General features: G+C 62.3%; 22 protein-coding genes. 12 read left to right on the forward strand and 10 right to left on the reverse strand.

Going from position 1 to position 21,581, the window contains the following annotated elements; genetic code table 11:
* Positions 1-95 precede the first annotated feature (95 nt).
* Genes LDN75_RS13755 through LDN75_RS13770 form a run of 4 tightly spaced genes read left to right on the forward strand, consistent with a single transcriptional unit; the run spans position 96 to position 2,210 of the window.
* A complete protein-coding gene (locus LDN75_RS13755) occupies positions 96-596 on the forward strand; it encodes a DUF3099 domain-containing protein (RefSeq protein WP_223932851.1) in 501 nt (166 codons plus the stop codon).
* Entirely contained in the window at positions 593-868 is a 276-nt protein-coding gene (locus LDN75_RS13760; protein WP_223932852.1) for a hypothetical protein, read from the forward strand. The genes LDN75_RS13755 and LDN75_RS13760 overlap by 4 nt, the downstream gene beginning before the upstream one ends.
* Positions 869-1,741 carry an SURF1 family protein gene (locus tag LDN75_RS13765; RefSeq protein WP_223932853.1) on the forward strand — a complete coding sequence of 291 codons (873 nt, stop codon included), beginning with the start codon at positions 869-871 and terminating at the stop codon, positions 1,739-1,741.
* The gene (locus LDN75_RS13770; protein ID WP_223932854.1) at positions 1,725-2,210 is read left to right on the forward strand and encodes a YbaK/EbsC family protein; all 486 of its coding nucleotides are present in this window, start codon (positions 1,725-1,727) and stop codon (positions 2,208-2,210) included. The genes LDN75_RS13765 and LDN75_RS13770 overlap by 17 nt, the downstream gene beginning before the upstream one ends.
* A 20-nt stretch (positions 2,211-2,230) precedes the next feature.
* Here LDN75_RS13770 and LDN75_RS13775 read toward each other — a convergent pair whose 3' ends face one another.
* The gene (locus LDN75_RS13775) at positions 2,231-3,829 is read right to left on the reverse strand and encodes an ABC-F family ATP-binding cassette domain-containing protein (RefSeq protein WP_223932855.1); all 1,599 of its coding nucleotides are present in this window, start codon (positions 3,827-3,829) and stop codon (positions 2,231-2,233) included.
* Between the two features lie 279 nt (positions 3,830-4,108).
* Here LDN75_RS13775 and LDN75_RS13780 point away from each other — a divergent pair, with 279 nt between their 5' ends.
* From LDN75_RS13780 to LDN75_RS13790, 3 genes are read left to right on the forward strand one after another with little or no spacing between them, the layout of a single operon-like run.
* A complete protein-coding gene (locus LDN75_RS13780) occupies positions 4,109-4,723 on the forward strand; it encodes a biotin transporter BioY (protein WP_223932856.1) in 615 nt (204 codons plus the stop codon).
* A gap of 33 nt (positions 4,724-4,756) precedes the next feature.
* Positions 4,757-5,491: an ABC transporter ATP-binding protein gene (locus tag LDN75_RS13785; protein WP_223932857.1), complete on the forward strand. Its 735-nt coding sequence runs from the start codon at positions 4,757-4,759 to the stop codon at positions 5,489-5,491.
* Positions 5,488-6,126: an energy-coupling factor transporter transmembrane component T gene (locus tag LDN75_RS13790; protein WP_223932858.1), complete on the forward strand. Its 639-nt coding sequence runs from the start codon at positions 5,488-5,490 to the stop codon at positions 6,124-6,126. Before LDN75_RS13785 ends, LDN75_RS13790 begins: the two co-directional genes overlap by 4 nt.
* Here LDN75_RS13790 and LDN75_RS13795 read toward each other — a convergent pair.
* Complete coding sequence (locus LDN75_RS13795) at positions 6,051-7,352, reverse strand: thiolase family protein (RefSeq protein WP_223932859.1); 1,302 nt, start codon at positions 7,350-7,352, stop codon at positions 6,051-6,053. The two genes, LDN75_RS13790 and LDN75_RS13795, sit on opposite strands and share 76 nt — an antisense overlap.
* Positions 7,324-8,715: an AMP-binding protein gene (locus LDN75_RS13800; protein ID WP_223932860.1), complete on the reverse strand. Its 1,392-nt coding sequence runs from the start codon at positions 8,713-8,715 to the stop codon at positions 7,324-7,326. The genes LDN75_RS13795 and LDN75_RS13800 overlap by 29 nt, the downstream gene beginning before the upstream one ends.
* Before the next feature lie 61 nt (positions 8,716-8,776).
* Here LDN75_RS13800 and LDN75_RS13805 point away from each other — a divergent pair, with 61 nt between their 5' ends.
* Entirely contained in the window at positions 8,777-9,676 is a 900-nt protein-coding gene (locus tag LDN75_RS13805) for a neutral zinc metallopeptidase (RefSeq protein ID WP_223932861.1), read from the forward strand.
* A 92-nt stretch (positions 9,677-9,768) separates the two neighbouring features.
* Here the strand turns inward: LDN75_RS13805 and LDN75_RS13810 are convergent, their stop codons facing one another.
* From LDN75_RS13810 to LDN75_RS13835, 6 genes are read right to left on the reverse strand one after another with little or no spacing between them, the layout of a single operon-like run.
* Entirely contained in the window at positions 9,769-10,101 is a 333-nt protein-coding gene (locus LDN75_RS13810) for a metal-sulfur cluster assembly factor (protein ID WP_021470428.1), read from the reverse strand.
* Positions 10,102-10,114: 13 nt separating this feature from the next.
* On the reverse strand, positions 10,115-10,900 hold the full coding sequence (sufC, locus tag LDN75_RS13815; RefSeq protein WP_223932862.1) for a Fe-S cluster assembly ATPase SufC: 786 nt from the start codon (positions 10,898-10,900) through the stop codon (positions 10,115-10,117).
* A gap of 45 nt (positions 10,901-10,945) precedes the next feature.
* Positions 10,946-11,302, reverse strand: a complete 357-nt coding sequence (locus LDN75_RS13820) for a non-heme iron oxygenase ferredoxin subunit (protein ID WP_223932863.1) — start codon at positions 11,300-11,302, stop codon at positions 10,946-10,948.
* Positions 11,303-11,322: 20 nt separating this feature from the next.
* Positions 11,323-12,648, reverse strand: a complete 1,326-nt coding sequence (gene sufD, locus LDN75_RS13825; protein WP_223932864.1) for a Fe-S cluster assembly protein SufD — start codon at positions 12,646-12,648, stop codon at positions 11,323-11,325.
* 2 nt (positions 12,649-12,650) lie between these two features.
* Positions 12,651-14,114 (reverse strand): Fe-S cluster assembly protein SufB, encoded by a 1,464-nt coding sequence (gene sufB, locus LDN75_RS13830; protein ID WP_223932865.1) that lies wholly within the window; start codon positions 14,112-14,114, stop codon positions 12,651-12,653.
* On the reverse strand, positions 14,114-14,917 hold the full coding sequence (locus LDN75_RS13835) for a helix-turn-helix domain-containing protein (protein WP_223937581.1): 804 nt from the start codon (positions 14,915-14,917) through the stop codon (positions 14,114-14,116). The genes sufB and LDN75_RS13835 overlap by 1 nt, the downstream gene beginning before the upstream one ends.
* 127 nt (positions 14,918-15,044) lie before the next feature.
* Between LDN75_RS13835 and LDN75_RS13840 the strand changes: the two genes are divergently transcribed.
* The 3 genes from LDN75_RS13840 to LDN75_RS13850 are packed head-to-tail and all read left to right on the forward strand — an operon-like array spanning position 15,045 to position 17,748.
* Positions 15,045-16,010, forward strand: coding sequence for an ABC transporter ATP-binding protein (locus LDN75_RS13840; RefSeq protein ID WP_223932866.1), 966 nt, complete (start codon positions 15,045-15,047; stop codon positions 16,008-16,010).
* A complete protein-coding gene (locus tag LDN75_RS13845; RefSeq protein ID WP_223932867.1) occupies positions 16,007-16,771 on the forward strand; it encodes an ABC transporter permease in 765 nt (254 codons plus the stop codon). The genes LDN75_RS13840 and LDN75_RS13845 overlap by 4 nt, the downstream gene beginning before the upstream one ends.
* Positions 16,772-16,803: 32 nt before the next feature.
* Positions 16,804-17,748, forward strand: a complete 945-nt coding sequence (locus LDN75_RS13850; RefSeq protein ID WP_223932868.1) for a COX15/CtaA family protein — start codon at positions 16,804-16,806, stop codon at positions 17,746-17,748.
* 303 nt (positions 17,749-18,051) lie between these two features.
* Here LDN75_RS13850 and LDN75_RS13855 read toward each other — a convergent pair whose 3' ends face one another.
* Positions 18,052-19,014: a heme o synthase gene (locus LDN75_RS13855; RefSeq protein WP_223932869.1), complete on the reverse strand. Its 963-nt coding sequence runs from the start codon at positions 19,012-19,014 to the stop codon at positions 18,052-18,054.
* A 429-nt stretch (positions 19,015-19,443) separates the two neighbouring features.
* Here LDN75_RS13855 and tkt point away from each other — a divergent pair, with 429 nt between their 5' ends.
* The gene (gene tkt / locus LDN75_RS13860) at positions 19,444-21,570 is read left to right on the forward strand and encodes a transketolase (protein ID WP_223932870.1); all 2,127 of its coding nucleotides are present in this window, start codon (positions 19,444-19,446) and stop codon (positions 21,568-21,570) included.
* Positions 21,571-21,581 lie beyond the last annotated feature (11 nt).

Here is a 21,581-nt window from a genome sequence, read left to right on the forward strand (position 1 = left end):
TCGATCTTATCGGGCACCTGCTGCAACCCGCGGGTAACCGGCCTGTCCAGCGGTTTGGGCGGCTACCGCCTTGGTGAGAGAATTGGAACAAGCCTTTGGAGCGTGATGATTCAGTTGTGACACGAGAAAACAGTCCCCTGCAGCAGGTGCCCGGGGATCCGGACGCCGTTTCCGGCGACCCCGAAGTCCATAGCATCACCGATGCCGCGGCTGCCCACTCGGAAGACATGCGGGAGCGCATGATCAAGTACGCAGTGGCAATGGGTATTCGCATGGTCTGCATCATCCTGATCTTCGTGGTGGATGGCTGGTTCAAGATAGTGGCCGTGGCTGGCGCCGTGTTCCTTCCCTGGATAGCCGTTGTCATCGCGAATGGTAGCGATAAGGCCGAGGACCACAGCGATTCCCTGCTGGATTACGTGGCAGCAACGGAAATCGAGGGCTCGCCCCAATCCAGCGACGACCAAGCTATGGACAACATCACGGTGCTAAAAGGCGAAGTAGTAGACGACGAGCCACCGGGTCAGGGCACAGAGCCTGACGCGACTCATACACCGAAAGCCGGGGACTCCGGCGATGAACGGGCGGCTTCATGAACATCTTTAACCTTGGCGGCGCCGGTTTGGGCAGCCAGGAGTCCGAACGTGCCACCGGCCCTGCCCTCTGCTCCCGTAAGGGATGCCGGGATAGAGCAACCTGGCAACTCCTGTGGAACAACCCGCGCATCCATACCCCTGAGCGGCGCAAGGTTTGGCTTTCGTGCAACGAGCACCGTGAATGGCTTGAGGACTACCTTCAAACCCGGGGCCTTTGGAAAGAGACCATCCCTTTCGAGGCAGATGACGCAGCTGTTGGCGAGGCCCGCTGAATGTACCGCTTTCTTTTTTCCAGCAAGTGGCTGGGCTACTTCATTCTGGCTGTTATCTTCGCCACAGCCTGTGTGTTCCTCGGCCGCTGGCAAATGGATCGGCGGGCCGAGACGCTTGCAGAGATCAACCGCGTTGTGAGTAATTACTCCGCGACGCCCGTCCCCTTCGCTGACATCAAGGACCAGTTCCGCGTCTTGGACCCGGAGCGGGAATGGACCCAGGTGGAGCTGAGGGGCAGCTATGACCTCGACGGCCAGCGTGTTGTCCGCAACCGTCCGTTGAACGGGCAGCCAGGCTACGACGTCGTGGTTCCTTTCCGCCTGACTACCGGCGAAGCGGTGGTCATCGACCGCGGCTGGTTGCCGATTGGCAACAACACTCCGGGCCGGCCCGACGTCGTTCCGGCACCTCCCAAGGGCGAGGTCACCGTGGTGGCCCGACTCAAGCCGTCCGAACCGAAGCTGGACCGCGGCGCGGTGGACGGACAACTGGCCTCCATTGACCTGGCCAGCTTCGCAAGCGAACTCCCCTACCCCATCGCCATGGGCGCCTATGGCCAGCTGGCCAGCGAGGTCCCCGCTGTCCAACCGATGCCCACACCGTTCCCCAAACCAGCCACTGAAGAGGGCACGCACCTTTCATACTCCCTGCAGTGGTTTGCCTTCGGCGTCCTGATGTTCATTGGCTTCGGTTATGCGGCCCGGCAGCAGGCCCGTAACGCGGCCATCGACGCTGAAGAGGATGAACAGGACGCCGAGGAAGTTATCGCTGCCAACGGGCCGCCCAAGCGCCGTGTGCCGTCAAACCGGAGAAATAAGCGCCCCACGTCGGAAGAAGAGGAAGACGCGATCCTGGATGCACAAGGTTACTGAAGCGGTTCCGGACCCAGTACTCAACGTGAAGTCGGCCCTGATGGCAGCAGGCGCTGAGGACACCGTCCGGATCTTTCAGGACAAGGTGCCCACGGCAGCTGCTGCCGCGTCTGTCCTTGGCTGCGGGGTTGCGGCCATCACCAACAGCCTGATTTTCGAACTCGACGGCAAACCTTTGCTGATCCTCGCCAGCGGTGCCGCGAAAGTAGACACAACCCTGGTAGCCAAACTTCTGGGCACGGGAAAAATCCGCCGGGCGAAGCCCGACTTCGTGCTCGCCCACACGGGCCAGGAAGTGGGCGGCGTAGCCCCGGTCGGTCACCCACAACGCATAAGAACCATTCTTGACACGTCCCTGCAGGAACACCGTGTCCTGTGGGCAGGCGCGGGCGACCACAACTCCATGTTCTCCATCACCTACGAACGGCTAAGAACAATCACCAACGCCGAAGAACTCCAGGTTCGTTAGATCCGTAGAGGTCAGGCGCCCTACGCCAGCGTGATCAGGTCCAGGTAGTCCTCGTTCCAGTGATCTTCAACACCGTCCGGCAGCAGCACCACGCGTTCCGGATTCAGGGCAGAGACGGCACCTTCATCGTGGCTGACCATGACGACGGCGCCACTGTAGTTCTTCAGGGCACCGAGGATTTCCGCGCGGCTGGCCGGGTCCAGGTTGTTGGTGGGCTCGTCGAGGAGCAGCACGTTGGCGCTTGAGGCAACGATGGTGGCGAGGGCCAGGCGGGTCTTCTCGCCGCCGGACAGAACTCCTGCAGGCTTCTCCACGTCGTCACCCGAGAACAGGAACGAACCCAGGATGCCCCGGACTTCGGCGTCCTTCATATCCGGCGCGGACGAACGCATGTTTTCAAGGACGGTGCGATCGTGGTCCAGCGTTTCGTGTTCCTGGGCGTAGTAGCCCACCTTCAGCCCGTGTCCCGGGATGATGTCGCCGGTGTCCGGCTTGTCCACTCCTGCAAGCATTCGGAGGAGGGTGGTCTTGCCTGCACCGTTGAGGCCAAGGATGACCACCTTGGAGCCGCGATCGATCGCCAGGTCCACGTCTGTGAAGATCTCCAATGAGCCGTAGGACTTGCTGAGCCCTTCCGCGGTCAGCGGGGTCTTGCCGCAGGGTGACGGGTCCGGGAAGCGCAGGGCTGCGACGCGATCGTTTTCGCGGACAGCTTCCAAACCGCCGAGGAGACGTTCAGCACGCTTTGCCATGTTTTGCGCTGCGACGGCTTTGGTTGCCTTGGCACGCATCTTGTTGGCTTGGTCGATGAGGACCTGGGCCTTCTTTTCCGCGTTGGCACGTTCGCGCTTGCGGGCGCGCTCATCCGTTTCGCGCTGCTGGAGGTAGCGCTTCCAGCCCATGTTGTAGTAGTCGATCTGGGCCCTGTTTGCGTCAAGGTGGTAGACCTTGTTGACCGTGGCTTCAAGCAATTCGACGTCGTGGCTGATCACGATCAGTCCACCCTGGTGGTCCTTGAGGAAGTCGCGCAGCCAAGTGATGGAGTCGGCATCCAAGTGATTGGTAGGTTCGTCGAGGAGCAGGGTTTCGGCCGAGGAATAGAGAATGCGGGCGAGCTCCACGCGGCGGCGCTGACCACCGGAGAGGGTCTTCAGCGGCTGATTAAGAATGCGTTCCGGGAGCGCAAGGTTTGAGGAGATCGCGGCTGCCTCGGCTTCAGCGGCATACCCGCCGCCAGCCAGGAACTCAGCTTCCAAGCGATCGTAGCGGTTCATGGCTTTGCGCTGGACGGCGTCATCCTCGCTTGCCATTTCGGCCTGCGCCTTCTTCAGCTTCCCGACCACCACGTCCAATCCGCGTGCAGAGAGGATACGATCCCGTGCGAGCTGCTCCATGTCCGGGGTGCGGGGATCCTGGGGCAGGTAGCCGATCTCACCACTGCGGGTCACTTTGCCACCGGCCGGAAGACCTTCGCCCGCGAGAACGCGGGTCAGGGTTGTCTTTCCCGCTCCGTTGCGGCCAACGAGGCCGATCTTGTCCCCTTTGTCTACCCTGAAGTTGACCTTGTCCATGAGCAGGCGTGCGCCGGCGCGGAGTTCGAGTTCCTGGACGGTAATCAATTCGGGTGATGCCTTTCAATGGGGAACGCCTGCGTGACCGGTAGGCCCGGTAGTTGCGGCGGGGGTGGCTGTGAGAACAGCCTGTTCAAGTCTACCGGCACCCCGACCTCCCCCGGACATAGCATCGCCCACAGTGCCATTTGTGGCATCCCACCAAAGAATTCCGCCTGGCGATTGTGGAGAGGCACCAAAAACACCCCTTCTCAAGCTCCGTATCCTCACTCTTGGGGGAAACACACACTAACCTCGCACCCACAGCATTTCCTGATAGGACCCGTCATGAGCCAAACCACCTCCGCCTCTGTGGAGCGCAACTCTTCGCGCAAGCGATGGACCGCCACGGACCTCGGCCTCATTGCCGTCTTCGCAGCCCTGGTGGCAGCGTCCGCGATCGTTCCCGGCATTCCGGTTGGTGCCCTTGGCGTGCCGATCACTTTGGTGACCCTCACGGTGATGCTCAGCGGCCTGGTGCTTGGCCCCGGGCGCGGATTCGCCGCCGTCGGGCTTTATGTCCTCCTTGGGCTGGCCGGGCTGCCGATCTTCAGCGGCGGCCGCAGCGGGCTCGGGATCCTGGCTACTGCGTCCGCAGGCTACATCATTGCGTTCCCGCTTGCGGCAGCCGCAACAGGCTATCTGGCGGCCCTGATCATCCGTAAGACGATCCGGAACCGTTCCTTGCTGCTGTTTGCTGCCGCCATGGTCAGCAGCATCGTCCTCATCCATGGCCTGGGTGTCCTGGGCATGATGGTCAACGGCAAACTGGACTTCACCAAAGCCTTCATTGCCGACCTCGCGTTCTACCCCGGAGACATTCTTAAGAACATCCTGGCCGTGATCATTGCCGTAGCTATCCACAAAGCCTTCCCGGACGTCCTGGTCCGCAAGGTCAAATAGCCTGCGCCAGGCAAAGTCGGACACAATCACTCTATGAATTCCATCCGCTTCAGCAGGGTCTCGGTTCGTGTAGCCATAGATGGCAGCAACACACCCAAGACCCTGCTGCACGACGTCTCCTTGAGCCTCACGGAGCGGCGAATCGGCGTCATCGGTGCCAACGGTTCCGGAAAGTCCACACTGTTGCGGCTGTTGAACGGCTTGGTGGAGCCCAGCGACGGAACTGTCGAGGTCCACGGCGATGACACGGTCAAGGCTGGCCGCCGGGTTCGTGCGAACGTCGGGTTCGTCTTCACCGATCCTTTGTCGCAATTGGTGATGCCCACCGGCCGGGAGGACGTTGAGCTCTCGCTGCGCCGCACCATCAAGAACACACGCGAACGAGCCACACGCGCGGAATCGGTTCTTGACAGGTTTGGCCTGCTGCCCTTGGCCGACCAGAGCATCTATGAGCTTTCCGGTGGAGAGCGTCAGTTGCTTGCCTTGGCAGCGGTCCTCGCCGTCGACCCCAAAGTGCTGGTCCTGGACGAGCCTTCCACCCTGCTTGATCTACGCAACCGCGAACTCCTTCGCCGCACGGTGGCGGGCTTGGACCAGCAAGTGATCATGTCCACGCACGACCTCGACCTCGCACTGGATATGGACCGGGTCCTTGTCGTGGAGTCAGGGCGCATCATCTTCGACGGCGGACCGGCCGACGGCGTTGCGCGGTACCGGGAGCTGTGCGCAACTGCGCTGCACGAGTTTCCGGGGCGGGGCCAGCCATGAGGGGCCACGGCTTCCTGATCGCAAACTATGTGCCAGGCAAGTCGGTCATCCACCGCACCCCGCTGTGGCTGAAGTTCCTCGTGGTGGCGGCCTGCGGAACGGCGTCCTTCCTGATCGTCGACTGGGCCGTGTCGCTGCTGGTCTTCGCCACGATGTGCGGCCTGTTCCTGCTCAGCGGGGCCGGTTGGCGGCGTTTGGCGCGGGCCATCTGGATGGTGGCGCCCATCCTCGTAGTGATCGGCTTGTTCCAGTGGTGGCAGTTGGGTGGCCCCACGGCTGCGCGCATCATCCTTAACATCCTGGTGTGCGTCGTCGCAGCTTCCGTGCTGACTGCCACCACTCCCGTTCAGGACCTTTTGGACGGCGTTGTCTCCCTCGCCAAGCCGTTCCAGCGACTGGGTGCCGATCCCGAGCGTTTCGCGCTAACCATTGCCGTGATGCTCAGGAGCATCCCGTTTATTGCGGGCGCCTTTTCGGACGTCAGGGATGCGGCCCGGGCCCGCGGACTGGAACGCAACCCCAGGGCCCTGGTACTCCCCGTCTTTATCACGACGGTCGCTTATGCCCGCCAAACAGGCGATGCGTTGGCCGCCCGCGGGCTCGGAGAGCCGGACGAGCCCAAGAGCCGGGAATAGCGCAGCAGGGCTGCCGTACCCATGCCGCCCGCGATGCTGATCATCGCCAAGCCCAGCGGCGCTGACCCGGAATCTGCAGATAGGCCGCGAGCCTGGGCAAGCAGCCGGGTCACCAGGACCGCCCCAGAAGCGCCGTAGCCGTGGCCAAGCGCCAGCGCTCCGCCCTCTGCATTGGCTCTGGCCGGATCGATGCCCAAATGATCCAGGCAAGCGATGGTCTGAGAAGCAAAGGCCTCGTTGAATTCGATGAGCTCAACATCGTTGGCAGTCACGCCGTGCTGAGCCAACAACCTCTCCGCCGCGTGTGCAGCCCCGATACCCAGCAACTCCGGATGCACGCCCGTGGTCTCACAACCCAAAACCAGCAGGCCGTCAGCAGCACCCATCTCACGGGCGCGCTTGAGGGACGTTATGACGACGGCGGCCGCTGCGTCCGCGTCGAAGCACGAATTCGCCGCCGTGACAGTTCCATCGGGGACGAATACTGCCGGGAACCGCGACATCAGGGAGGCGCGCAGCGAAGCCTTGGGGCCGTCGTCGGCGTCGACTATAGCGCCACGGCCATCAAGCGGGACGATTTCGCCAGCGAACTTGCCCGTTGCCGCGGCCTCAAGAGCCCGCTGGTGGCTACGGAGTGCGAACTCATCCTGCCGATTGCGGCTGATACGAAACTCGCTGGCCACATTTTCCGCAGCAACACCCATGTCAGGGTCACCAAACGCGGGTGGCACAAAGGTGGCCCGCGAGTAAAAGTCCAGTCCGCCGTCGTCGTTCCTGTTGGCACGGGAGGGAGCGGTACTGATGCTTTCCACCCCGCCAGCCACATACAGGGGATCTCCCCCGGCGCCAACCAGACGGGCCGCAAGGGCAATGGCATCCAGTCCGGAACCACACTGCCGATCAACGGTGAGCCCCGGCACCGTTATGGGCAAACCCGCTTGGAGCGCGGCAAAGCGCGCCACGTTCCCGCCACCGCCAACAGCATTGCCCATAATGACGTCGTTCACCCCAGCCGGATCAACGCCCACCGACGCAATGAGGGAACGGATGACCGGTGCCAGAAGGTCCGGGGCGCGGAGATGCCTCAGTTGCCCGTTCGCGCGGCAAATTGGAGTCCGCAGCGCCGCGATGATGACCGGCTGGCGGGACTCGTCGGCGTCGTGAATCGACGGGCTGCCGCTATCCAAGAGGCTGCCGCTATCCAAGGGGCTGCGCCCGTGAATCATGGTTCTTGATCCAGTCAAGGAGCACCATCCGGCTGACCTTGCCCCGATCCGTGATGGGTAGCTCGGAAAGCACGTAGTACTGCAATGGCCACTTGTCCCGGGCGAGCAGGCCGTCAAGGCCCGTGCGGAGCTGGGTGGCCGTGACGGCACCATACGCAGGAACGACGCCGGCAATCACCTTTTGTCCGCGGATGTCATCCGGGGCCCCGGCAGCCACGGCAACTTCGATGCCTGGAACGGAGGCGAGGGCAAGTTCCACTTCGTGTGGGTAGACGTTCTTGCCCGCAGTGATGATCATGTCCGAACGACGTCCCAGAATGTGCAGGATCCCGTTGGCGAGATAGCCCTGGTCCCCCACGGTGTACCAACCGTCCAGGCATCGAAGGGCCTGGCCGTCGTCCCCCCAAAGGTAACCGTTGCTGACCATTCCACTGCGGACGCTGATGTTGCCATGGGCGCCGTCCAGGAGGTTCCGGCCAGCGTCGTCCAGGATTCGCAGTTCCACACCTGGGAACGGCCTGCCTATCCCCGTACCTCCGACGTCCAGCGGTTCACCCGCGGCCAGCCGCGTGCCCGAGACGAAGCTCAACTCGGAGGCTCCGTAATACTCAAAGATGGCAGCATGTGGAGCCCAACGGCGAGCTGCCTCCAACGTGCGGCCGTCGAGCTTGGAACCGGCGCAGATGATGCTCCGGATTCCGGAAGCATCCACATCTCCGGCCAGGCCCCGTTCACTGAGCAAACGAAGCATGGTCGGGGTGAGGACCAGCCTTGTAATGTCGTCGTGGCTGATGGCCGCGTGCGCATCACCGACGTCGAAGGACTCCAGCGTATGGAACGCAGAGCCCGCATACAGACACTCGGACAGGGCGTAGAGGTTCAAGCTGGAGGAGAGGGGGCCCGCCGCCAAAGTCCGGTCGTCCTGTGAGAGCCCAAAGAACTCGATCGAAGCGTTGAAGGAAACCTGCCACGAGCGGCGGGACCGCGTGAAGGCCTTCGGCACCGATGTGGTGCCCGACGTAAGCCCAATCAAGAAAGTGGTGGAGGGATCCCCGTCAATGAGTTCGACGCCGGATGCAATGGCCGGGTCGACGATACGGGACGTCACTTCCTCCACCATCGCTGCGGGCCACTGTGGGTCCAGCACGGCACAGCGGCGCTCCCCCGCCACTGCGGCTACAAACTTCGCGACGAATCCGGTGGAGTTGGGTTCGGCAAGCACGGTAGTGGCCGTCGTGTGGCCAAGCAGCTCCGTCGCGGCGTCGCGGAGCTCGGCCCAGTTGAGCCGGCTGCGGCCCACAACGACGGCGGTGTCGTGGGGTCGCTCATCGGCCCAGAGCTGAATTTTGTCCAGGAAAGGCATCCCCGCAATTTTACGGCAGTGTCCGCCCTCCGGCACCAATGGTGACGTCTATTCTGACTGTATGAGTTTCAATGACGGTGCGCAGCTTGACCCATCCCAAGTAGAAGACCGACGCGGCGGAGGCATGGGCCGCGGGACGAAGATAGGCGGCGGGATTGGTGGTGGCATCGTCGTGCTGCTTCTGGCCCTCTTCGGAATCAACCCCAACATCCTTGGGGACCTCACGGGCGGCGGAAGCCAGCCGCCCGCCGTCGACGGTGGGAGCGGTGGTGTGCAGGAGTGCAAGACCGGTGCTGATGCGGACAAACGACTCGACTGCCGGATTACAGGCACTGTGAACAGCCTTAATGCTTTCTGGCCGGAATACCTCGCCCAGTACAACGTGCAATATTCCAGGCCCGGCACGGTCATCTTCGAACAAGGGACCAATACCGGATGTGGCACTGCCACCACGGCTGTTGGACCTTTCTACTGTCCGGCGGACACCAAGGCATACTTCGATCCCGGGTTCTTCGACGAGCTCGTAACACGCTTTGGATCATCAGGCGGACCACTGGCGCAGGAATATGTGGTGGCCCACGAATTCGGCCACCACGTCCAGAACATCCTTGGCAACCTTGACCAAGCACAACAGGATCCCCAAGGGCCGCAGTCCGGTGCCGTTCGTGTTGAATTGCAGGCCGATTGCTACGCGGGACTTTGGGTTCGCCATGCAACCACCCAGCAAGACCCGGCAACCGGCAAGCCGTTCCTGGATCCCCTCACCGAGCAGGACCTTCAGGACGCGCTGTCGGCCGCATCCGCCGTCGGTGATGACCGCATCCAGAAAGCCGCAACCGGACGGGTCTCGCCCGAGTCCTGGACGCATGGTTCCAGTGAACAGCGGCAGAAGTGGTTCTACCAGGGATATGCCACTGGTGATATCAACAAGTGCGACACCTTTGGCGTGGCGACGCCGTAAACCTGCGTTTAACGCAGACTTAATGCAGAAATGGTTCCGGGCCAATTGGCCCGGAACCATTTTCTTTGCCCTTGGAGGGCGAAAACTACTGATCAGATGTTGAAGCCGAGGGCCCGCATCTGGTCCTTGCCGTCGTCGGTGATCCGCTCAGGACCCCATGGCGGCATCCATACCCAGTTGAGGCGCCAGTCATCGACGATTCCGTCGAGGGACTTGCCCACCTGCTCTTCCAGGACGTCAGTCAGCGGGCAGGCCGCAGTCGTCAGCGTCATGTCGATGAGGAGTGCGCCGTCCTCGTCCGAGTACTTCAGGCCATAGAGGAGGCCCAAGTCCACGACGTTGACACCGAGTTCCGGGTCAATGACGTCCTTGAGCGCTTCCTCGACGTCCTCGAGGCTGGTGCGCGCCGCGTTGATTTCGGTCATGGAACGATCCTAACTAGGCCTGTACGGCAGGAGCAACGGCAACGCCGGCGCCTGCGGCGTAGCGGTCGTAGCCTTCTTCTTCAAGGCGGTCAGCGAGCTCGGGGCCGCCCTCTTCAACAACCTTGCCGTCTACGAAGACGTGGACGAAGTCAGGCTTGATGTAGCGCAGGATGCGGGTGTAGTGGGTGATGAGCAGCGTGCCCATCTTGCCCTCTGCATGTGCGCGGTTGACGCCTTCGGAAACAACCTTCAGGGCGTCGACGTCGAGGCCGGAGTCGGTCTCGTCCAGGACAGCGAACTTCGGCTTGAAGAGCTCGAGCTGCAGGATTTCAACGCGCTTCTTCTCGCCACCGGAGAAGCCTTCATTGACGTTGCGCTGTGCGAAGTCGGCGTCGATGCGCAGCTGCTGCATGGCAGCCTTGACGTCCTTGGTCCACGTGCGCAGGGCGGGCGCTTCGCCGTCGATAGCCGTCTTGGCGGTACGCAGGAAGTTTGTCATGGTGACGCCGGGAACCTCTACCGGGTACTGCATGGCGAGGAAGACGCCTGCACGGGCGCGCTCGTCAACGCTCATTTCGAGGACGTTTTCGCCGTCCAGCGTGATGGTACCGCTGGTGACGGTGTAGCGCGGGTGGCCGGCGATGGTGGAGGCCAGCGTGGACTTGCCCGATCCGTTGGGGCCCATGATGGCGTGGGTCTCACCGGTCTTGATGGTGAGGCTGACGCCCTTCAGGATCTCCTTGGTGCCCTGCTCCGTCTCGATGCTGACGTGCAGGTCCTTGATCTCAAGAGTAGACATGCTCTTCTTTCTTTTTTCGTTCGTAAGTCTGGCGATACTTGGCGCTCAGTAGTTCTCTACCGAGGCGCCGTTCACAACGTTGGTCACGTCCACGTAGACGTCGTCGCCGTCGAGGGTGACGGCAAAGACGGGCACGGGATCGTAGGCAGGCAGTTGGAGGGGCTGTCCGCTGCGAAGATCGAACTGGGAACCATGCCCCCAACATTCGATGGCACAGCCTTCAATCTCGCCCTCCGACAGTGAGATATCCGCGTGCGAGCAGGTATCCCCGATGGCATGGATGTCCCCCATCGAGTCCTTCACGACGGCTACGGGATAGTCATCAATCAGGATTCGCAGCGCCTGCTTGACCTGAATGTCATTGGCGTTGCATACCAGTTCGCCCTTGGTTTGTTCACTCATGATTCTCTGACTGACCTGTCTTAGTTGTCTGTTGCAGCGAGCTCGCGCTCAACAGCGTCGGTCAGGCGATCTTCGATTGCCGGAACCTTGATCTGCTGGATGATCTCGTTGAGGAAGCCACGCACCACCAGACGGCGGGCAACCTTCTCCGGGATGCCGCGTGCCATGAGGTAGAACAGGTGCTCGTCATCGAAACGGCCAGTGGCGCTGGCGTGGCCCGCACCCTCGATCAGGCCGGTTTCGATTTCCAGGTTCGGCACTGAGTCGGCACGCGCACCGTCGGTGAGGACCAGGTTGCGGTTGGCCTCGTAGGTGTCGGTGCCTTCGGCTTCCTTGCGGATCAGGACGTCGCCGACCCACACGGTGTGGGCGTTGCGGCCCTGCAGGGCGCCCTTGTACAGCACGCGCGACTTGCAGTTGGCCACTGCGTGGTCAACGAACAGGCGCTGCTCAAGGTGCTGTCCGGCGTCGGCGAAGTACAGGCCGAACATTTCGACGTCGGCACCAGGTGCGGTAAAGCGCGTGGACGGCGTGACGCGGACCAGATCCCCGCCCAGGCTGACGACGATGTGCTTGAACTTGGCGTCGCGACCGATCTTGGCCTGCTGTGATGAAGCGTGAACTGCTTTGTCGTCCCATTCCTGCAAGGACACGACGGTCAGTTCGGCGCCGTCTTCAACGATGATTTCGACATTCTCGGAAACCACCGCGGTGCCGTGGTGGTCCAGGACAACAACAGCCTTGGAGAAGCGCTCAGCCACGATCACGATGTGCTGGGCGGATGCTTCTTCGCCAGCACCTGTGATCAGGACGGAAACTTCACTCTCAGCCTGCAGTTCCGCAGGAACCGTCACGACAGTGGCTTCGGAGAAGTTCTCCCAGCCGTTGGCGGACACACGGTCTTCCGGAATGCCTGCCTGGCCGATCCGGGCGTCGTCGCGGCCAACAGTTTCAACCACGACGCCGGTCGGTGCCGTTACGTTCACAGCCGGAGCTGCCCCGTTGAGGACATCCGTGTGGAGGCCACGCAGACGCTTCAAGGGCGTGAACCGCCAGTCTTCCTCAAGACCCGTCAGGGGCTTGAAGTCCTCAAGCTTGTAGGAGGTGAGGCGGCCGGCCCGGGAGCTGTCCGGGACGCCTACCCCGCCACCGTGCGAGTGGCTCTTGGCCGACGCACCGGCGAGCGGACCAGCTGAGGGCTGTTCCGACGGCTTTTCCAGCCTCTGCGAAGCATTGGTGCCTGTGTTGACGGGCGAAAGGTTTTCGCCTTCCTCGGTGAAGCCGTTGATGTACGGCTGGGCCGAGGGCGCGCCGATGCGCGCCTTTTCAGTAGTGATATCAGTCATTGTTAACCGACGGACCCTTCCATCTGCAGTTCAATCAAGCGGTTCAGCTCAAGGGCATATTCCATGGGCAGCTCACGGGCGATCGGCTCGATAAAGCCGCGCACGATCATGGCCATGGCCTCGTCCTCAGGCATGCCGCGGGACATCAGATAGAAGAGCTGCTCTTCGCTGACGCGGGAAACGGTGGCCTCGTGGCCCATGACAACGTCATCCTCGCGGATGTCGATGTACGGGTACGTGTCCGAACGGGAAATGGTGTCTACCAGGAGGGCATCGCAACGGACCGTGTTGGCCGAGTGCTTTGCACCTTCGCGGACCTGGACCAAGCCGCGGTAAGCCGCACGGCCTCCGCCGCGGGCAACCGACTTTGAAATAATGGAGCTCTTGGTGTTGGGTGCGATGTGCACCATCTTGGAGCCCGTGTCCTGGTGCTGGCCCTCGCCGGCAAAGGCGATGGACAGGGTTTCACCCTTGGCGTGTTCGCCCACCAGGTAAACGGCCGGGTACTTCATGGTCACCTTGGAGCCGATGTTGCCATCGATCCATTCCATGGTGGCGCCCTCTTCGCAGATGGCACGCTTGGTGACCAGGTTGTACACGTTGTTGGACCAGTTCTGGATGGTCGTGTAGCGGACGCGGGCGCCCTTCTTCACGATGATCTCCACAACGGCGGAGTGCAGGGAGTCCGAAGTGTAGATCGGAGCCGTGCAACCTTCGATGTAGTGAACGTAGGAGTCCTCATCGGCGATGATCAGGGTGCGCTCGAACTGGCCCATGTTCTCCGTGTTGATACGGAAGTAAGCCTGGAGCGGGATATCCACGTGCACGCCCTTGGGCACGTACACGAACGATCCACCGGACCATACCGCTGTGTTCAGCGAAGCAAACTTGTTGTCGCCGACGGGAATGATGGTGCCGAAGTATTCCTGGAAGATTTCCGGGTGTTCCCGCAGAGCGGTGTCCGTGTCCAGGAAGATAACGCCCTGGGCTTCCAGGTCTTCGCGGATCTGGTGGTAGACAACCTCGGACTCGTACTGGGCTGCCACGCCGGAGACGAGGCGGCTGCGCTCAGCTTCGGGAATGCCGAGCTTCTCGTACGTATTGCGGATGTCCTCGGGAAGGTCTTCCCACGTTGCCGCCTGCTTCTCGGTGGAACGCACGAAGTACTTGATGTTGTCGAAGTCGATGCCCGAGAGGTCTGCGCCCCAGGTTGGCATGGGCTTACGGTCGAAGTACTTCAGGCCCTTGAGCCGCAGATCGAGCATCCATTCGGGCTCGTTCTTCTTCGAGGAGATGTCGCGGACAACCTCCTCGTCGAGGCCACGACGGGCGTTCGCGCCTACGTCGTTCTTGTCGGCCCAGCCGTACTCGTAGTTTCCGATACCGTGCAGTTCGGGATTCTTCTCCAGAATCTCCGAGATCACAGTGCCGTCAGCTACCGCTTTCTCTGCTAGTTGGTCCGTCATCACGGCCTTTCTTGCTGGTTGTTTGATTCCTGGTACGGGTTCCCGGACTGCACTGCGGTGCTGTGAGGCACCGTGGCAGCTGGTCGCCCGGTAGGTATGTGGGTGGTGCAGACGTGCCCGCCTTGCGCCAGGGTTGAAAGACGCCGGACATCGACGCCCACCAAGCGGGAAAAGACCTTGGTCTCGCTGTCGCAAAAGACCGGGAATTCCGCTGCGAGCTGTTGGATGGGGCAATGTCCCTGGCACAGCTGGACACTGGAAAACTCTGCGGGCAGAGGGGCTTTGGCCTCAATGGAATGGGCAGAGGCTACGTAACCGTCACGGCTCAGGGCCTTGGACAAGGCCAAGGCGCGGGCGGTGATGTCCTGCCCGGCAGCCGCGACTTCCGGTGCGTATCGACGCTCCATTTCAGAGAAGCGCTCCTCCGCATATTCGCGGACTGCATCCTCGCCGGCAATCTCCTGGAGTCGCCGGAGCGCGGAACTGGCGATGTTCAGGTAGTCATCGCCAAGCTTCGATTGGCCTTGTGAACTCAGGACATAGCGGCGCGCAGGGCGTCCGGCGCCGGCTCCTGCCTTGGCGACGCGCTTGACTTCGATCACGCCGCTCCGCTCCAGGTGATCCAGGTGGCGGCGAACCGCTGCAGGCGTGAAGCCAAGAAGATCGCCCAGCTCAGCAGCACTGACGGGGCCGTTCTCCAAAACTGCGCCAAGGACGCGGTCCCTTGTGCGGTCTTCCGCGTCAGGCAGCGCATGCAAAGGCGCGAAGGCCTCGGCTGCTGCAGCATGCCGCTTTGAGGGCATGGAAACTGGACTGCTCATGGAATACACAACACAATCATGTCGTAATTTGTTTCATGCATCCAGTAAGGCAAGACTGACCTTAGCCGCCCGCCAAGTGTGACCGTACTACTTCACGTAGAATACTTTGGTGCGATCCACCGATTCCCCTGTCCTCACTATAGACGGACTCATTAAGGATGTAGGCCCCCTGGCCTCCCTTGACGGCAAAATGCTCCGGGTTGTCAGTGGGCTGTCCATGGCGGCTGAACGAGGCCGGATTACGGCCCTCCTTGGAGCCAACGGCGCCGGCAAGACCACCACGCTTGAGTGTGCACAAGGTCTGCAGAAACGGACCGGGGGGAGCATCTCCCTCCTGGGCGCGGACCCGGATACGGCCGGCGCTGACTTGAGGTCCCGCGTAGGCGTCATGCTCCAGGACGGCGGCCTCCCGCCGTCGGCCCGTCCCGTCCCCCTCTTGCGTCATGTTGCCGGCATGTACCGGAATCCCATGGACGTCGATGCGCTCGTGGAGCGCTTGGGCATTGCCCAGTTCAGCCGCACCAGCGTACGGCGCCTGTCAGGCGGCCAAAAGCAGCGCGTGGCCCTGGCTGCAGCCTTGGTAGGTAACCCGGAAGTCCTCTTCCTTGACGAGCCCAGCGCTGGACTGGATCCGCATTCGCGTCAGGTGGTGTTCGATCTCATTGCTGAACTGCGCGACGCCGGCATGGGCATCATCCTCACGACGCATTTGATGGACGACGCCGAACGCCTGGCTGACTACGTCTACATCATCGACGGCGGACACAACGTCGCCGAGGGAACGGTCGCCGACCTCCTACGGCACGACCATTCTGCCGACACCGCTATTACTGACCGGACCCTGTTCTTCGATGCACCGGCCGGACTCGAGTTTAAAGGCGTCCTTCGCGCAGGTTTGCAAGTCCTTGAAACCCGTCCTGGCAGCTACTCCATCACAGGTGCCCTGGGGCCCGCCGATCTTGCCGCCTTGACCGCTTGGTGGGCGGAACGCGAAATCATGCCAGCGTCACTGAGACTCGAGGCGCGCAGCCTCGAAGACGTTTTCCTGGACATCTCCGGAAGGGACCTCCGATGAGCAAACTACTGTCCCCAAACGCCGGACCTGCTTCCCTGCCCCGCCGTATTCTGCAGCAGGGCCGTTACGAGACCATAACGATGCTCCGCAACGGCGAGCAATTGATTCTCGCAATCGTCCTGCCGTTGCTGGCCATGGCCGGCTTGACCGTTACGCCCTTATTGGATGGCCTTGGCGGCTCCCGCATAGACGTCGCCACGCCTGGAATCCTCGCCCTATGCGCCATGTCCACAGCCTTTACGGGGCAAGGCATAGCCACAGGATTTGACCGCCGCTACGGAGTCCTGCGGTTCCTGTCCACTACTCCCCTGGGGCGCGGTGGGCTGATTGCGGGCAAGGTCCTGGCGGTGCTCGTGGTGCTGTTCCTGCAGGTACTGGTGGTGGCCGCCGTCGCTGGACTGCTGGGCTGGCAGCCACGGCCAGAGGCCTGGCTCCCGGGCATAGGCCTGCTGATTCTCGGAGCAGCCGCGTTTACGGCCTTGGGCTTGCTGGTGGCAGGAACTGTGCGGCCCGAAGCCACCCTTGCCATCACCAACCTGCTATGGATCCTGCTGGGAGCACTGGGCGGCATCGTCGTTCCGGCAGAACGGCTCCCCGCTTTGGCTCAGGGGATCGTGCACTTCCTTCCATCCGGTGCACTGGGACAGGCGTTGAGGGATGCTTTCCTGTTGGGCGTCGTCCCCCTCCCGGCCGTAATGGTCCTCCTGCTGTGGACCGTGCTTGCCGGCGCCGCAGCCATCCGCTGGTTCAAGTGGAACTGACCAACCAAGCAGAACTGAGAATTGAGAAAACTGTGAGTACGGCATCCCGCCTTCCGAAAACTGTTCAGCGGTTCACCTCCAAGCTGCCAACGGAGGTCAACCGCACCATCCGCCGACTCGCAGTGCTCTCGCTCATTGGGCAGACGGTCCTCGTGGTCACTGGCGGCGCGGTCCGCCTAACCGCCTCCGGACTTGGGTGCCCGACTTGGCCGCGTTGCACCAGCGACTCATTGGTGAATACGCCCGAGATGGGTATCCACGGCTTCATCGAGTTCGGCAACAGAATGCTGACTTTCGCCTTGGCCGCGGTTGCCGCGCTCATGCTGGTGTACTTGTGGAACCTGCGCAGGGAACGCCGCGATCTCTTCCTTCTGGCACTTGGCCTCTTGGCGAGCATCCCCGCCCAGGCTGTCATCGGCGGCGTAACAGTTCTCTCCGGCCTGAACCCCTGGGTCGTCGGGCTTCACTTCCTGGTGTCAATGGCCCTCGTGGTCTTCGCCACCTTGCTCGTCAACCGTGCTTACGGACGCACTGGACGCTTCATGGACCGGTCCCTGCCCGCGCTTCCCGCGATTGTCCGGCCCGTCATGATGGCCGTTGCTGTATTCTCCGCCATCGCGGTCATGCTGGGCGTGGTTGTGACCGGCGCAGGTCCGCACGCCGGCGACGCCGATGCTCCCCGAAACGACCTCGATTGGGACCTCTTTTCACACATTCACGCCGTGCCGGCCTACCTCATCACCGCGGGAACATTGTTTGCCGTCTACTTGGTGATCCGCCACAAGATAGGTGGACCGTTCCGCACCGCTGCATGGTTGCTGCTGGGTGTCACAGTGCTCCAGGCCATCATCGGGTTCACGCAGTACTACAACGGAATTCCCGCACTTCTCGTGGGTGCGCACATGCTTGGAGCAGCCCTGCTGATGAGCGCATCCACCAACGCGGCCGACACCGCTAAATACAGCCCGGCCAAGTAGCAACCCCCACTACGCTCTCTCAGATCCTGCAGCCCTGGCCCGGTTGCTCTCTCAGATCCTGCAGCCCTAGCCCGGTTGCTCTCTCAGATCCTGCAGCCCTGGCCCGGTTGCTCTCTCAGATCCTGCGGACGTCGAACATCCATTGGGAGCATCCGCTTCGGATCGGTGGGATGTGAGAGAACAACCGGCCAAATGGGGCTGGAAGTGAGAGAGCATCGCTGGTGGGAGACGAAAGGCACGACGCCGGCACTCGGGGGTGAGTGCCGGCGTCGTGCCTTTTGGTTGGGCAACTTGCGGTGCGGCCTAGCCGCCGATGATCGGTGATCCGATGAACGGGTCCACGGCCAACGCGATAAACAGTAGCGTCAGGTAGCTGATGGAGCCGTGGAAGACCTTCATGGCGCCCTTGTTGGAGACGTCGCCACCTTGTGCGCGCTTGTAGAGTGCGTGGCTCTCATAGAGGAACCATGCACCGGCAGCGACGGCGGCGATTGAGTAGACCCAGCCTGCACCGCCCACGGGAATCATCAGGAGCGAGCAGGCAACCATGGCCCAGGCGTACAGGACCACCTGGACAGAGACGACCTTTGCCCCGGCAATTGCGCCAAGCATGGGCACCTTGGCGTTGCGGTAATCCTCGCCGTAGCGCATGGACAGCGGCCAGTAGTGCGGGGGTGTCCACAGGAAAATGACCATGAAGAGAACGACGGCGGGCCACTCGACAGTATTGGTGACCGCGGCCCAGGCGATGAGCACTGGGAAGCAGCCGGCCGCGCCGCCCCAGACGATATTCTGTGCGGTGCGGCGCTTGAGGATCATGGTGTAGATGACCACGTAGAAGACGATTGCACCCAACCCCAGCCACGCGGACAGCGGATTCGCCCCGAACCAGAGGATCGCGATCGAAGCCGCGCCGAGGATCCAAGCGAACACAATGGCTTCGCGCGGGGTGACTTCCCCGGTAACAAGGGGACGCTTTTCGGTGCGGTGCATCAATTTGTCGATGTCGCGGTCGATGTAGCAGTTGAACACGCCGGCGCTGCCTGCGGCGAAAGCACCACCCACGAGTGTTGCCAGAATCAGCCCGATGGACGGGAAGCCCCGCTGGGCAAAAATCATGGTGGGGAGGGTACTAACCAGGAGCAGTTCGATCACACGGGGCTTGGTCAGAGCCAGATACGCCTTGAACTTACGGGAGATTCCGATGTTTCCCCGGGCCGGGGACGCGTTGAGGGGCGTATCAGTTGTGCTCACGGCGGCAGTCACTCTGTTCTATGCTCTGGGGTTCTCGCAGCGGCAGCCGTCCGGGTTTCTGACATGGAACCGCGGGCGCATGAACCGCTGGTGGCCTCCAAATATCATACCGTGGCTGGAAGTACGCCCATGTCCGCAAAATACGCCAATGTTTCGGAAAGATCACTTCCGCGCGGCGCCATCGTGATTCATATAAGGGAAATTCTGTCCAGTTAGTGGGATTCCCTGAGTCTCACGACACGTTTGGGGCTAAGCTGTTGAGCAGATCAGCACACGTTGACAATCCGGGAAACCGTATTCTCGGAAATCCGTGCGTCTGGATGAAGGATCAACGTTTCAATGGTGAACGGCTGGTAGACACATTGCAGCGGGCGCCATCCTGTGCTTCCTGCGCGCCGTGTCCTTCCGCCTGCCGTCAGCACAGAGAGGGGCTCGGTTTTCGTGCCACATTTGGAAGAGCAAGAACTGTCATGGACCGATCTGGACCAGAAGGCTGTTGACACCGTCCGCGTGTTGGCCGCCGACGCCGTGGAGAAGGTTGGAAATGGCCACCCCGGCACGGCAATGAGCTTGGCACCGGCAGCGTACCTGCTGTTCCAGAAGCTGATGCGCCATGACCCGAAGAACCCTGACTGGATTGGCCGTGACCGGTTTGTCCTGTCCCCGGGACACACCTCATTGACCCTCTACATTCAGCTGTTCCTCTCCGGATACGGCCTGGAACTGAAGGATCTTGAGGCTCTGCGTACCTGGGGTTCGCTGACTCCGGGCCACCCCGAGTACAAGCACACCGCCGGCGTGGAAATCACCACCGGCCCGCTGGGCCAGGGCCTTGCGTCGGCTGTCGGTTTCGCTTACTCCCAGCGTCGCCAGCGCGGCCTGTTCGACGCCGATGCTCCCGCTGGCGAGTCGCCGTTCGACCACACGATCTGGGTTATCGCTTCCGACGGCGACCTGCAGGAAGGCGTGACGTCCGAGGCGTCCTCGCTGGCAGGCCACCAGGAACTGGGCAACCTCGTGGTGATCTACGACGAGAACCACATCTCCATCGAGGACGACACCGACATCGCTTTCACCGAGGATGTCCTGAAGCGCTACGAGGCTTACGGCTGGCACACCCAGCGCGTTGACTGGACCAAGACCGGCGACTACGTCGAAGACGTCCAGGAGCTCTACTCCGCACTCCTCGCAGCGAAAGCAGAGACGAACAAGCCGTCGATCATTTCGCTGCGCACCATCATTGGCTACCCGGCCCCGAAGAAGCAGAACACCGGCAAGATCCACGGTTCTGCCCTGGGTGCCGAGGAAGTTGCCGCACTGAAGACCGTGCTCGGTTTCGACCCGGCCAAGTCCTTCGACGTTGACGAAGAGGTCCTGGCGCACGCCCGCAAGGTCCTTGACCGCGGCGCCGAGTCCCGTGCCGCATGGCAGAGCTCGTTCGAGGCCTGGCAGTCCGCCAACCCGGACGCCGCTGCCCTGCTTGAGCGTGTCGAAGCCAAGAAGCTTCCCGTCGGCATCGACGCCGCTCTCCCCGTATTCGAAGCCGGCAAGGACGTTTCCACCCGTGCGGCCTCGGGCAAGGTCCTCAACGCCATCGGACCCGTCCTGCCGGAGCTCTGGGGCGGTTCCGCCGACCTCGCCGAGTCCAACAACACCACCATCGAAGGCTCGCCCTCGTTCATTCCGGCCTCGCGTTCCACCGAAGCCTGGAAGGGCAACCCCTACGGCCGCGTTCTGCACTTCGGTATCCGCGAGCACGCAGCCGCCTCGATCGTGAACGGCATCTCCCTGCACGGCCGCACCCGTGCTTTCTCGGGCACGTTCCTGATCTTCTCCGACTACCAGCGCCCGGCCATCCGCCTGGGTGCCCTGATGGGCGTTCCGTCCCTGTACGTGTGGACGCACGACTCCATCGGCCTCGGCGAAGACGGACCCACGCACCAGCCAGTGGAACAGCTCGCATCCCTGCGCGCCATCCCCGGCTTGGACGTGGTCCGCCCCGGCGACGCCAACGAGGTCTCCGCGGCATGGAAGGCCATGTTGGAGAACCACGAGAACCCTGCCGGCATTGTGCTGACCCGACAGAACATCCCCACCTACGCCCGCGGCGAAGGCACTGCAGCGGGCGACACCTTTGGTTCCACCGCTGGTGTGGCCAAGGGCGGTTACGTCCTGGCCGAGGCTTCCAAGGACGGCGAAACCGTTGACGCCCAGGTCATCCTGATCGGCACCGGCTCCGAGGTCCAGCTCGCCGTTGCAGCCCGCGAAGCACTCCAGGCTGAAGGCATCGCCACCCGCGTTGTTTCCATGCCGTGCGTGGAATGGTTCAACAAACAGGACGAGGCCTACCGCGAGTCCGTGCTCCCCACGGATGTGAAGGCACGCGTTTCCGTCGAAGCCGGCCTCGCACTGGGCTGGAAGGAATTCGTCGGTGACGCCGGCCGTTCGGTCTCCCTTGAGCACTTCGGTGCCTCGGCAGACTACAAGCGGTTGTTCCAGGAATTCGGCATCACGGCCGAAGCCGTTGCCGCCGCCGCAAAAGACTCCCTCGCAGGCCTGAGCGCCTGATACCTCTATCA

It is taken from the genome of Arthrobacter sp. StoSoilB5 (genome assembly GCF_019977235.1).
In the GTDB taxonomy this organism is placed as follows: domain Bacteria; phylum Actinomycetota; class Actinomycetes; order Actinomycetales; family Micrococcaceae; genus Arthrobacter.

Coding starts and splice junctions, on each gene's coding strand:
- sufD (WP_223932864.1), bottom strand. CDS start 12,648: ATGACTGATATCACTACTGAAAAGGCGCGCATCGGCGCGCCCTCGGCC.
- LDN75_RS13770 (WP_223932854.1), top strand. CDS start 1,725: ATGCACAAGGTTACTGAAGCGGTTCCGGACCCAGTACTCAACGTGAAG.
- sufB (WP_223932865.1), bottom strand. CDS start 14,114: ATGACGGACCAACTAGCAGAGAAAGCGGTAGCTGACGGCACTGTGATC.
- LDN75_RS13835 (WP_223937581.1), bottom strand. CDS start 14,917: ATGCCCTCAAAGCGGCATGCTGCAGCAGCCGAGGCCTTCGCGCCTTTG.
- LDN75_RS13780 (WP_223932856.1), top strand. CDS start 4,109: ATGAGCCAAACCACCTCCGCCTCTGTGGAGCGCAACTCTTCGCGCAAG.
- LDN75_RS13810 (WP_021470428.1), bottom strand. CDS start 10,101: ATGACCGAAATCAACGCGGCGCGCACCAGCCTCGAGGACGTCGAGGAA.
- LDN75_RS13765 (WP_223932853.1), top strand. CDS start 869: ATGTACCGCTTTCTTTTTTCCAGCAAGTGGCTGGGCTACTTCATTCTG.
- LDN75_RS13760 (WP_223932852.1), top strand. CDS start 593: ATGAACATCTTTAACCTTGGCGGCGCCGGTTTGGGCAGCCAGGAGTCC.
- LDN75_RS13785 (WP_223932857.1), top strand. CDS start 4,757: ATGAATTCCATCCGCTTCAGCAGGGTCTCGGTTCGTGTAGCCATAGAT.
- LDN75_RS13805 (WP_223932861.1), top strand. CDS start 8,777: ATGAGTTTCAATGACGGTGCGCAGCTTGACCCATCCCAAGTAGAAGAC.
- LDN75_RS13800 (WP_223932860.1), bottom strand. CDS start 8,715: ATGCCTTTCCTGGACAAAATTCAGCTCTGGGCCGATGAGCGACCCCAC.
- LDN75_RS13845 (WP_223932867.1), top strand. CDS start 16,007: ATGAGCAAACTACTGTCCCCAAACGCCGGACCTGCTTCCCTGCCCCGC.
- LDN75_RS13795 (WP_223932859.1), bottom strand. CDS start 7,352: ATGATTCACGGGCGCAGCCCCTTGGATAGCGGCAGCCTCTTGGATAGC.
- sufC (WP_223932862.1), bottom strand. CDS start 10,900: ATGTCTACTCTTGAGATCAAGGACCTGCACGTCAGCATCGAGACGGAG.
- LDN75_RS13790 (WP_223932858.1), top strand. CDS start 5,488: ATGAGGGGCCACGGCTTCCTGATCGCAAACTATGTGCCAGGCAAGTCG.
- LDN75_RS13820 (WP_223932863.1), bottom strand. CDS start 11,302: ATGAGTGAACAAACCAAGGGCGAACTGGTATGCAACGCCAATGACATT.